The sequence below is a fragment of the Xanthomonas sp. 4461 genome, assembly GCF_024806475.1.
GTDB lineage: Bacteria > Pseudomonadota > Gammaproteobacteria > Xanthomonadales > Xanthomonadaceae > Xanthomonas > Xanthomonas arboricola_F.
Genome location: NZ_JANTYV010000003.1, coordinates 51,849 through 64,001, shown reverse-complemented (window position 1 = coordinate 64,001; position 12,153 = coordinate 51,849). Strand labels below are relative to the sequence as shown.

Below are 12,153 nucleotides of genomic sequence, written 5' to 3'. Positions count from 1 at the left end.
ATGTCGCCATCTGCGTAACAGCGTGTCCCGCAACGCACGAACTGCCGCACGGCGTGGCATCGCGGTTCAACATACGCGGCGGTAGGGTTTACCTGCTGAGAGCCTGCGGCATCATGCAGATGCAAGCGCGGCAGTGGAAGGGCGCACAAAGATCGCAATGACGCTATTGACCCTAGATTTTGCGCAGTGGGTCTCGCGTCTCTTTTCTGCAGCTGACGTGGATAGAGGAGATCGGCATCTTTCTAGCGTGGTTGGCAGTAGCCTCCAGTAGACACCCGACCCCGCAGCTGCGCGTGGAATATCAGCGCGACTTCCAGGGCCGCGGCGATGCCACGCTGAGCTACGCCGATCTGTCTGGCGGGCCGTTCTATCGCACCGGGCAAAGCGCGTTCGATCGCAATCGCCTGATGGTGGGCATCGGCGCGGCGTTGCTGACCGAACAAGGCCTGTCCACGCGCCTGGAATACCGCGGCATCACCGATGGCGACAGCGGCAACGACCAGACCTGGATGATCAATCTGGAAAAGAAATACTGATCGCGCAGCACGCGCCGCAGTAAAGGCCATGCGATGGGTCGGGCAATGCTCGGCCCATCGCATTTGCGGCCGCTGCAATCGTGGCCGGTGGAGTGCAGCGATCGCACAGGCACCCGCACCGGCGAGCTGGCATGGCAGATCCCGCACAGTGCGGCGGCAACCCCGTCATTGACGTCTGTCTGGACCAGAGCGGCTCTTGCCTGTCGCGTGGAATTGACCATGCGCGCAGGCAGCAAGCACGTCGGCGAATGCATGAACATTCGCGCATCCAGCGCACCGACGACGCGATACCGACCGCAGGCACTGGCCGCGCTCGCCTGAGCGTTGCTGCATGTCCATTCCACGCACGCCGCGCATCTGCGCAGCAGGAGCGAACACATCGACGGGCCTGCACCCTGCAGGTCAACGCGCATTACCTCGGCATCCGGCACAATGCGCCCACGCATGCACGCCACCTCCGCGCCCGATTTCCGTCTCTATCCTTCCAATGCGCTGGATACCCTGGCTGCCTTGCTCGCGCAGGAGTTGCGGCAGCCGGTGCGCGGTCAACCGGTGTTGCAGCCGGAGGTGGTGCTGATCCCGCAGGTGGCGATGCGGCGCTGGCTGCAGTCCACGCTGGCGGCCGAGCATGGCGTGGCGGCGAATCTGGAATTCCTCACTCCCGGCGAATTCGTGGCGCGCGCGCTGGAGTGCAACCTCGGCGCGGCCGACGATGATCTGGACATGGCCACCACGCAGTGGCGCCTGTACGCCGCGTTGCAGGCCGACCTGGGCAGCGATGCGGCGCTGGCGCCGTTGGCCGGTTATCTGTCCGACGGCGATGCGCTCAAGCCCTGGGCATTGGCCGGCGAGTTGGGCAACGTGTTCGAGAAATACCAGGCCTGGCGACGCGACTGGCTGCTGCGCTGGGAAGGCGGCGCGGACCCCGATGACCCGCAGGCGCGCTTATGGCGCAGCATCGCCTCCGGGCGGCAATACCGCGCGCGGCGCATCGGCCAGTATCTGGACCGTTACGCGCGCGCCGATGGGCCGTTGCCGCAGGGCCTGCCCAAGCGCTTGTTTGCGTTCGCCATCCTCAATATTTCGCCCGACGTGCTGCGCGTACTGGCCACGCAGGCGCGCGTGGGCACGCTGCATTTCTACCTGCCCACGCCCACGCAAGGCTACTGGGGCGATCTGCAGACCTTGTGGCAGCGTCGCCGCGAAGACGGCGCCGTGCAGCTGTTTGCCGATCAGGTGCAAGAGAATCCGCTGTTACAGGCCTGGGGCGCGGCCGGACGCGACTTCATGGCGCTGGTCGGCGACTACGAGGTGGTGCATCCGCTGGCCGAGATCGCCGCCTATGCCGATCCGCTGGAGTCCGGCCGCCGCGCACTGGCCGACGGCGGCCTGGGCGACAGCCTGCTGCGGCGCATGCAGAGCGACCTGTTCCACCGCCGCGCACCAGGCGTGCCTGCAGTGTTGCCGACGGTGAATCTGCACGACCCCAGCCTGCAGGTGCACGCCTGCCACACGCGCCTGCGCGAGTTGCAGGTATTGCACGACCACTTGCGCGCCTTGCTCGACGACCCACGCTTCGACCCACCCTTGCAGCCACGCGAGATTGCGGTGTTGTCGCCCAACATCGACCCGTACGTGCCGTACCTGGACGCGGTGTTCGGCAGCCACGGCAACGACGACGCGCTGCCGTACGCGCTGGCCGATGCCAGCCCCTTGGCCAGCGAGCCGTTGGCCGAGGTGTTTTTGACCTTGCTCAAGCTGCCGATCGCACGCTTTGGGCTGCATGAAATCCTGGACCTGCTGGCCAGCGCGCCGATTGCCGAGGCCGCCGGCCTGGACGAAGCCGGGCTTGAACGCCTGCGGACCTGGCTGCACGCTGCCGGCGCGCGCTGGGGGCTGGATGCGGCGCATCGGCGTCAGCACCAGGCACCGGGCGACGACGCCTACACCTGGCGCTTCGCGCTGGACCGGCTGCTGCTCGGTCATGCCAGCGGCGCCGACGACGACATCGATGGCGTGGCTCCCTGGCCGCAGCTGGAAGGCAGCGCGGTGGCCGCACTGGACACGCTGCTGCGCCTGCTGCGCGTGCTCGAACGCCATCAGTCCATCCTGGCCGAGCCGATGCCGCCCGGCCTATGGCGCGAGCGGTTGCTTGAATTGCTGGAGGCGTTGATTCCCAACGCGCCATCGGCCCCGCGTGCGCAGCGCGCGCTGGATCGGCTGCGCACCTTGATCGACCAGTTCGCCCGCGATGCGGTGCGTGCAGAGTACGCCGGCAAGGTGCCGGCCGAGGTGGTGCGTGCGCACTTCGCTGCGGTGCTGGGCGAGTCGGACACGCGCGCGCCGCTGCTCACCGGTGGCATCAGCTTCGGCCGCATGGTGCCGATGCGCCTGCTGCCGTTCCGGGTGATCTGCCTGCTCGGCATGAACGATGGCGACTTTCCGCGCCGCGACCCGGCCGCCGGGCTCAATCGCCTCACTGCAGAATTGGGCACCGAGCGCCGCCGGCATGGCGATCGTTCAACCCGCGAGGACGACAGGTTCTTGTTCCTGCAATTGTTCGCCTCCGCGCAGGAGGTGTTCTACCTGAGCTATCTCGGTGCCGATGCGCGCGACGGCAGCGCGCGCGAACCGTCGGTGCTGGTCAGCGAGCTGCTGGGCAGCGCTGCGCAGTACCACGCCGACCCGGCGGCAATCGACACGCTGGTGGTGCACCACCCGTTGCAGCCGTTTGCCGCCGCGGCCTTCGGTGCGGCGGGTGATCACGGCACCGACCCGCGCCGTTTCAGTTATCGCCGGCAGTGGCGCCCGGCCGTGGACAGCCTTGCCGGCCAGCGCCAGCCGCTGGCGCCGTGGGTGGCCGGTGTATTGCCGGCCGATCACATCGGCCTGCCTGCCAGCGTGTCCATCGACGATCTGCGCCGGCTGTTCGGCGACCCGGCCGGGCAGTTCCTGCGCCATCGCCTGGGGATGCGGCTGCCCGACCCGGCCAGCGAAGACAGCGATCTGGAACCGCTGCTCGCGCCCACGCGCGGGCTGGACCAATACGGCTTGCAGCAGCAGGTGTTCGAGGCGGCATTGGCGGGCGAGGTCGATGGGCTGTACGAGCGGCTGCGCGCGCGCGCATTGCTGCCATCGGGCCCGCTCGGCCGTCGTCAACTCGACGAACGCGTGGCGCAGCTGCGCCCGTATGCCGACGCCTTTCGGCAGTGGCGCGGCGATGCGCCGGCCGATTCGCGCCGCTTGCAGGTGCGCATCGGCGATACCGACGTCCACGGTCGCGTGCCCGGCTGGTATGCCGATGGCGTGGGGCGCGTGCAGGTCGGTGCGCTCAGTGGCCGCAGCGCGATCCGCTACGGCCTGGAATGGTTGCTGCTGCGCGCCGCCGGCGAGCGCGTGCCGTATGTGCGCTTTTTCGAGCAGGACGACGGCCTGGGCCCGCATCCCATCGACGCCGACCCGCTGTCGCAGACACAGGCGCAACACGCATTGGGCGAGCTGTTGCAGCTGTATCGCCATGGCCTGCACATGCCGCTGGCATTCGCGCCCTACAGCAGCTGGAAATACCACCAGGCCGCACGCGGCGACGACCTGGACAAGGCCATCAAGGACGCCGCCGGGCAGTGGCAATCCGGTTTCGGCTGGAGCGAATCGCATAGCCCGGAACTGCGCCTGGTCCACCGCGGCCGCGACCCGTTCGCCGATGCGCAGCGCTTCGCCGAGTTCGCCATCACCAGCCATCGTGTCTACGACCTGCTCGAGCGCGGCAACGCCGATGCCACGCTGGAGCCGGAGCGTCTGATCGAGAGCTGGCGCCACTGGCACGGCGCGCAGGAAGACGCCGAATGAGCGCCAACCCCGTCACCGACCCGTACCTGCACCTGCCATTGCACGGCGTGCGCCTGATCGAGGCCAGCGCCGGCACCGGCAAGACCTTCACGCTGGCCACGCTGTTCACCCGGCTGGTGGTCGAGCGCGGCCTGCGCATCGGCCAGATCCTGGCAGTCACCTTCACCGAGGCCGCCACCCAGGAATTGCGCCGCCGCATCCGCGAGCGCCTGGTGCTGGCCGCGACCCTGGTCCCCGACGCTCCCGTAGGAGCGGACCCGGCCGCGACCGACCAACCCACAACGCCTGCGCCTAATGGCGCATCGGCTCGTGTAGGAGCGGCCTCGGCCGCGACCGACCTCGCCAACGGCCCGTCGCGGCCAGGGCCGCTCCTACAGGACGCGCCCGAGGTCCTGCTCACTAGCACCACCCCCCCCGTAGGAGCGGCCTTGGCCGCGACCGACCTGGCCGACGACCCGTCGCGGCCGGGGCCGCTCCTACAGGAGCCGCCCGACGTCCTGCTCACCCGCGCTATCCTCGCCACCCACCTGGCCAACGGCACCGAAACACCCACCGCCCTGCGCCGCCGCCTGCAACAGGCGGTGGAAGAAATCGATCTGGCCGCGGTGTTCACCATCCACGGCTTCTGCGCGCGCGTGCTGCGCGAGCACGCGCTGGAAAGCGGCCAGGCCTTTGCCGCACCGGAACTGCTCGCCAACGATCGCGAACTGCTCGGCGAAGTCGCCGCCGACCTGTGGCGCCAACGCGCGGCCGATGCGGTGATGGCCGAAGACCTGATCGCGTTGTGGTCGGGCGGCCCGCCGGCCTTGGCCACCGACCTGCGCGCCTTGGTGCGGCATCCGGCGATCCTGCCGGCAGCGTCCGACGCTGGCAGCGACGATGCCGACGCACTGCTGCAGGCCGTGCACGATGCAAGCCGCGCGCTGGCAAGTGCGTTTTACGCGCAGGGCACCGCGTTTTTCGAATCCATCATGTCCGCCATCGACGGCGGCATCCTGAGCAAGGTCAGCTACAAACCCGAGTGGCTGGCATCGCTGTGGCATTGGTTCGACAGCTTCGCCGCCGCGCCATCGGTCAACACCGCCCCGCATCCCAAACTGATCAAGCTGACCGCCGCGGAACTGGCCGCCGGCACCAACAAGAAGTTCGTCGAGCGCACGCCGGCCTCGCCGCTGAGCCACGAGATCGACGGCTATCTCACCGCGCTGGCGCGTGTCGAACAATGGCGCACGCGTCGCCGCATCCGTCTGCTGCACGCGTTGCGCGAAGACGCCATCGCACGGCTCGCCCTGCTCAAGCGCCAGCGCCGCGTGCAGACCTACGACGACCTGGTCGATGGCGTTGCGCACGCGCTGGAAGGCGCGCAGGCCCAGGCCCTGGCCACTCGGCTGCGCGCGCAATACGCCATCGCGCTGGTGGACGAATTCCAGGACACCGACGACCGCCAGTGGGCGATCTTCTCGAACGTGTTCGGCGACGGCCCGCTCGCACGTGCGGCCGGCCTGGAACCGGCGCTGTTCCTGATCGGTGACCCCAAGCAGGCCATCTACGGCTTCCGTGGCGGCGACGTGCGTACCTATCTGGCTGCTGCAGTCACTGCCGAACTCGCCCCGCCGCTGAGCCACAACTTCCGTTCGCGCCCCGGCGTGCTGGCGGCCATCGACGCGTTGTACGCGCAGGCCGGCTACACCGACGCCTTCCTCACCGATGGCATCGCCTTCCACCCGGTGCGGCCCGGCACCAAGCGGGTGGATGCCGACCTGCAGCGCGATGGCGCCACCGCCCCAGCGCTGACGCTGTGGCGCGCGCCGGAACCGCCGCCGCCTGCGAAAGGCAAGCCCAAACCCTGGAGCGCCGGCCGCGCCCGCGAGTTGGCCACTGCCGCCTGCGTGGCGGCGATCCGCGGCTGGCTGGCCGGTGGCCGCGACGGCACCGCCACCATCAACGCGCGCCCGGTGCAGGCCGGCGATATCGCCGTGCTGGTGCGCAGCCACGGCGAGGCCACGCGCATGCAACACGCGCTGGGCGCGGTGGGCATTCCCGCCGTGGCGGCCGGCAAACAGAGCCTGTTCGCCACCGACGAGGCGCTGGAGCTGCTGGCCCTGCTGCAGGCCTTGCTCGACCCGGGCGACGACAGCCGCCTGCGTGCCGCCCTGGCCACCGTGCTGATCGGCGCGGACGCCGCCGCCATCGCCGCGCTTGCACACGATGGCGAGCGTCACCGTCGCTGGCAGCAGCAGGCGCTGGACTGGCGCGAGCGCTGGCAACGCGGCGGCCCGCTCGCCCTGATCGGCGAGCTGGGCGCCGCGCACGGGCAACGCCTGCTCGCCCTGACCGATGGCGAACGCCGCCTCACCAACTACCTGCAACTGGCCGAACTGCTGCAGGAAGCCGACGCCCGCGCGCTCGGCCCGCATGGCCTGGTCGACTGGCTGTCGCGCCGCATCGCCAATGCCGACGACAACGACGAAGCCCAGCAGCTGCGGCTGGAATCGGACGCGCGCCGCGTGCAGATCGTCACCCTGCACAAGAGCAAGGGCCTGGAATACCCGCTGGTGTTCCTGCCGTACATCGGCATCGGCCGCAGCGACAAGGGCGCCGGCCGTCACTGCGTGGTGCACGCGCCCGAGCTCGGCCGCCAGCTGCACTGGAAGACAGACAAAGAGGACCCAAGCTGGAGCGCCGCCGAAGCCGCCTGGAAGCAGGAACAACGTGCCGAAGACGCGCGCCTGCTCTACGTCGGCCTGACCCGCGCCGAGCACGCGCTGTGGATCGCCAGCGGCCCGTTCCACCAGCACGAGCGCACCGCCCTGTCCGGCATGCTGCGCGCGCTCGACGCGCTGCAGGGCGCGGCAGGCGAGGGCGCGGTGGTGGTGGACACGTCCACGCCGCCCACCAACCTGCCGCGCCTGCCGCCGCCGGTCGAGGCGCAGGTGCCGCCCGCGCGCGCCCCGCAGCGGCATATCGCCCCGGACTGGTGGGTCTACAGCTTCACCCAGCTGGCCAATGCCGATGCCGGCGCCGCCAGCGACCCGATGGCCAGCGCCACGGTGGTCGGCAGCGGCGGCAGTGACGAGCCGGCCGGCAGCGAGGCGGTGGCAGTCGCCGCTGCCACCGAGGCCGAACCGTTCGACCCGCGCTTTGCCGGCAATCGCTTCGGCGTGGTGATGCACGACGTGTTCGAGCGCTGCGACTTTGCCGCCTGGCACGCGTGGCAGCCCGGCCAACCCGCGCCCGAGGGCCAGGCCGCGCCCATCGTCGAGGCCCTGCAACGCGGCGGCTATGCCCAGGACGAACTCGACGACGGCCTGCGCTTGCTCACCGCGCTGATCGGCCACACCCTCACCGTGGTGCTGCCCGAAGGCACCCCCCTGGCCGCGGTCCCCGAACCGCAGCGCCGCAACGAGATGGAATTCCACTTCGCCATGCGGCCCACCCGGGTCGATGCGCTGCTGGCACTGCTGCACCGGTTTGGCGTGGTCGGCGAGCGCCAGGCCTTCGGCGCGCGCCAGCGCCTGGAAGGCCTGATGACCGGCCTGATCGACCTCACCTACACCGTGGACGGGCGCTGGTACGTGCTCGACTACAAGTCCAACCGCCTGCCCAGCTACGACGCCGATGCTCTGGCCCGCGCCATGGCGCACAGCGAGTACGCGTTGCAGGCGCTGATCTACACGGTCGCGCTGCACCGCTGGTTGCGCTTCCGCCTGGGCGACGCCGCCGACGGTGGCGGCTACGACTACACCCGCGACTTCGGCGGCGTGCGCTACCTGTTCTGCCGCGGCCTGGACGCGGCGGCCTCCACCGATCCCGGCACCCCGGCCCCCGGCGTCCACGCCTGGCGTTTCGACCCGATCCTGGTCGACGCCCTGGACGCCCTGTTCGCCGGCAGCGCCCCGGAGCCGATATCCAGCGACCCAGGCACGCCCGATGCCCACTAGTGCACAGCTCCTGACCGCCGATGCACCAAGGCCGCGCTCGCACCGGGAGAGTGCACACCCGGTCAGCGCCGACGCACCAAAGCCCCTCTCCTCCCGGGGCGATAAGGCACTGGTTGCGCGCCACTGGCGCGCATGCCTTGGAGCGCCCGCACCGCTGGCGCGGGCTGGGGCGCGGAGCGGGGGTTGGGGTGAGGGTCCGTCCGCCCGTCAGGCCTTCACCTCATGAATCACCCAAACCTCTTCAGCGCGCTGATCAAGGCCGAAGCCCTGCGCACGCTGGACCTGGCCTTCGCCCAAAGCCTGCAACGCATGGCTCCGGAGACCGACGCCCTGGTCCTGGCCGGTGCCGCCCTCGCGTCCCTGGCAGTCACCAGCGGCCATGCCGGGCTGGACCCGGCGCGCGCCAGCATCCTGCTGGACCAACGCGACGGCCCGGCGCCCCCCCTGCCAGACCCGGCCGACTGGCAACGCGCGCTCGCCGCCTCGCGCTGGGTCGACCAACCGAACCAGGAAGACCCCGCCGCCGCCGACTGCCCGCTAGTCCTCGAACACGGCCTGCTCTACCTACGCCGCTATCGCGAGTACGAACGCCGCCTGGCGCTGGGCCTGCAACGCATCGCCGCCCAGTCGCCGCCGCCCTTCGACGCCGCCACGCTGGCCCCGCTGTTCGCGCAGTTGTTCCCAAACGCGACCCCAGCCACTCACCCCGTGGACCCAACCCCTCTCCCGGGAGAGGGTGCCCGAAGGGCGGGTGAGGGTACGGGCCTGCCCGAGCCATCTGTCCATCAAGAAGGCACGGTCCCGCCCGCCCCATCCCACCCCCAAGACCGCCAGGCCCAGGCCGCCGCCCTGGCCCTGCGCCGCGCCCTGCTGCTGGTCACCGGCGGCCCCGGCACCGGCAAGACCACCACCATCGCCCGCCTGCTGTTACTGCGCATCGCCCAGGCACACGCAGCCAACACCCAGGCCCCGCGCATCGCCCTGGCCGCGCCCACCGGCCGCGCCGCCGAGCGCATGGCCGAAAGCCTGCGCCTTGCGGTTGCGCGCGCCATCGCTGGCGGCATCGACCCGGCCCTGGCCGACGCCCTGCCCACCGGCGCCAGCACCCTGCATCGCCTGCTCGGCGTCATCCCGGATTCCCCGCAGTTCCGCCACACCGCAGACAACCCGCTGCCATTCGACCTGATCGTCGTCGACGAGGCCTCCATGGTCGACCTGCCACTGATGTGCAAGCTGGTCGAAGCCGTGGCCGACGGCACCCAGCTGATCCTGCTCGGCGACGCCGACCAGCTGCCCTCGGTGGAAGCCGGTGACGTGCTCGCCGCCATCCTGCAGGCCGCCGGCCCCGGCGATACCCTGCAGCCGCAGGATGCACAGGCGCTGCAAGCGCTGCTCGGCAACGCGCCCGGCGGCACCACGCCTGCCGCCACCCACAGCGGCGGCCTGGCCGGCCACCGTGTGCACCTGTTGCGCGGCTACCGGCAAGCGCACGACTTCGCACTCGCCCCGTTGGCCGACGCCGTGCGCGCCGGCGATGCCGACACCGCCCTGGCCCTGCTGCGCAGCGGTGAGCTGGCCGGCGTGCACTTCCACGAAGACGGCGAAGACCCGCTCACCCTGGGCCGCGACGCACTGCTCGCGCACTGGCGCGCGCTGGCCGATGCACACGACCCGGCCGCCGCCCTGCGCGATGCCGCGCGCCTGCGCCTGCTTACCGCCGTGCGCGCCGGCCCGCAAGGCGCGCGCGGCCTCAACGCCCGTATCGAACAACTGCTGGCCGAAACCGGCTCCGCCGCCCGCCGCCTCGGCAGCGCCTCGCCCTGGTTCCAGGGCCGCCTGCTGCTGATCACCGAAAACAGCTACCGCCACGGCCTGTTCAACGGCGACGTGGGCATCTGCCTGCGAAGCGACGCGAGTCCCTCTTCGGGGCGCAGTGACGAAAGCCCGTCTTCAGGGCCCAGCCAGTCCGGCGCCACCGCCAACCGCCACGACCCAGGCACAGACAGTCGTGCCCAGGGCCCATTGGTCGCCTGGTTCGAAGGCGACGGCGACGGCCAGGTGCGCGGCTTCCACCCCGCCGCGCTACCCGCGCACGAAAGCGCCTTCGCCATGACCGTGCACAAGGCCCAGGGCAGCGAGTTCGACACCGTCTGGCTGCAGCTGCCCACCCGCGACGCCCGCGTGCTCAGCCGCGAGCTGCTCTACACCGGCATCACCCGCGCCCGCCGCGCCCTGCACCTGGCCGGCAGCGAAGCGGTCATCCGCGCCGCGCTGGCACGGCATGCCGCACGCATCTCGGGCCTGGCGTGGCGGCTGGGTGCGCAGCAGCAGGCGGCACCCGCTACGCAAGCAGCAGAACCATCCACTGTCATGCCCGTACAGGGGTCGTTGTTCTGATGGACGCGAGCCGGCGCAATGGCAGCATCACTTACGGAAGAACGGCACGTTCGCCTATCACCGTCATCGGGCGTGCCCGGATAACCTCGTGGCCGAAGAAGGCCTGGTTGTGCGGTATCGCCAGCATGGGAGGCATCGATGGCGAAAAAGCATGAAATTTCGCTCGTCCGCTCGTCCGCGGCCGAATACCTGACCTTCGTGGCCGCCGCAGGCGAGGGCAGCGTACAGGCGGCGTATGCCGACGAAAACGTCTGGCTGACGCAGAAGATGCTGGCCCAGCTCTACGATGTCGAAACCCACACCATCAACTACCACCTGAAAAAGGTGTTCGCTGACAACGAGTTGCAGGCAGATGCAGTTATTCGAAATTTTCGAATAACTGCCGCCGACGGCAAGAGCTATGACACCAAGCACTACAACCTCGCGGCCATCATCGCCGTGGGCTACAAGGTCAATTCAGAGCGCGCGGTGCAGTTCCGCAAGTGGGCCACCTCCATCATCGAGTCCTTTACGATCAAGGGCTTCGCGATGGACGACGAGCGCCTGAAGAATGATGGCACAGTGCTCGGCAAGCGCTACTTCGAAGAGCAGCTGCAGCGCATCCGCGAGATCCGTCTCTCCGAGCGCAAGTTCTACCAGAAGATCACCGACATCTACGCCACCGCCCTGGACTACGATGCCACCGCGCAGGCAACCCAGCGGTTCTTCGCCACAGTGCAGAACAAGCTGCACTGGGCCATCCATGGGCGCACCGCGGCGGAAGTCGTCTACCACCGTGCCGATGCCGGCAAGCAACACATGGGTCTGACCACCTGGGCCGATGCACCACGTTGGAAGGTCCAGAAGTTCGATGTGGCCGTCGCCAAGAACTACCTGACCACCGGCGAGATGGCGCAGTTGTAACGCCTCGTATCGGCCTATCTTGACCTGGCCGAGGACATGGCATTGCGGCAAATTCCGATGACCATGCAGGATTGGGAAATACGTCTGAATCGCTTCATCGAAGCGACCGACCGGCAGGTGTTGCAGGACACAGGGCGCGTCACCGCCGAGATCGCCAAAGCTCATGCGGAAAGCGAGTTCGAAAAGTACCGCATCGTGCAGGACCAGCTGTTCGTGAGCGATTTCGATCGCGTGTTGCAGCAGCTTGATGCAGGAGACCGGGTGGACGGAACCAACGAGGACTTGCGCGAAACGGAGGCTGTGCAGGAAGTGCCGAAGCGTCAGGTCCCCAATAGAAAACGCGAGCCAAAGCCATAAATCGGTCGCGGTCCAACCATTTGTGCGTTATCGGGAGCAATCGGGATCAAAAAGTAAAAGCACCTCAGCCGACATGGTGTCTCTGAAGACTGCTACATCCAACATCCTCGAGATCACACCTCGATAGGTCAGCGATGTATAGGCGAACCTGGCCTCGCCCGGCCTATTGA

Annotated in this window: 4 protein-coding genes and 1 pseudogene; all 5 read left to right on the top strand. The window is 69.2% G+C overall.

Going from position 1 to position 12,153, the window contains the following annotated elements; genetic code table 11:
* Positions 1-179: 179 nt before the first annotated feature.
* The 5 genes and pseudogenes from FHY19_RS12680 (at position 180) to FHY19_RS12660 (ending at position 11,983) form a co-directional block, all read left to right on the top strand.
* On the top strand, positions 180-536 hold the full coding sequence (locus tag FHY19_RS12680; protein WP_259166461.1) for an autotransporter outer membrane beta-barrel domain-containing protein: 357 nt from the start codon (positions 180-182) through the stop codon (positions 534-536).
* 444 nt (positions 537-980) lie between these two features.
* Entirely contained in the window at positions 981-4,385 is a 3,405-nt protein-coding gene (gene recC, locus FHY19_RS12675) for an exodeoxyribonuclease V subunit gamma (protein WP_259166459.1), read from the top strand.
* Positions 4,382-8,326 carry an exodeoxyribonuclease V subunit beta gene (locus FHY19_RS12670; RefSeq protein WP_259166455.1) on the top strand — a complete coding sequence of 1,315 codons (3,945 nt, stop codon included), beginning with the start codon at positions 4,382-4,384 and terminating at the stop codon, positions 8,324-8,326. The genes recC and FHY19_RS12670 overlap by 4 nt, the downstream gene beginning before the upstream one ends.
* A gap of 222 nt (positions 8,327-8,548) precedes the next feature.
* A complete protein-coding gene (recD, locus tag FHY19_RS12665; RefSeq protein ID WP_259166453.1) occupies positions 8,549-10,723 on the top strand; it encodes an exodeoxyribonuclease V subunit alpha in 2,175 nt (724 codons plus the stop codon).
* Between the two features lie 138 nt (positions 10,724-10,861).
* Positions 10,862-11,983 (top strand): annotated as a pseudogene (locus FHY19_RS12660) (virulence RhuM family protein).
* Positions 11,984-12,153: the final 170 nt, after the last annotated feature.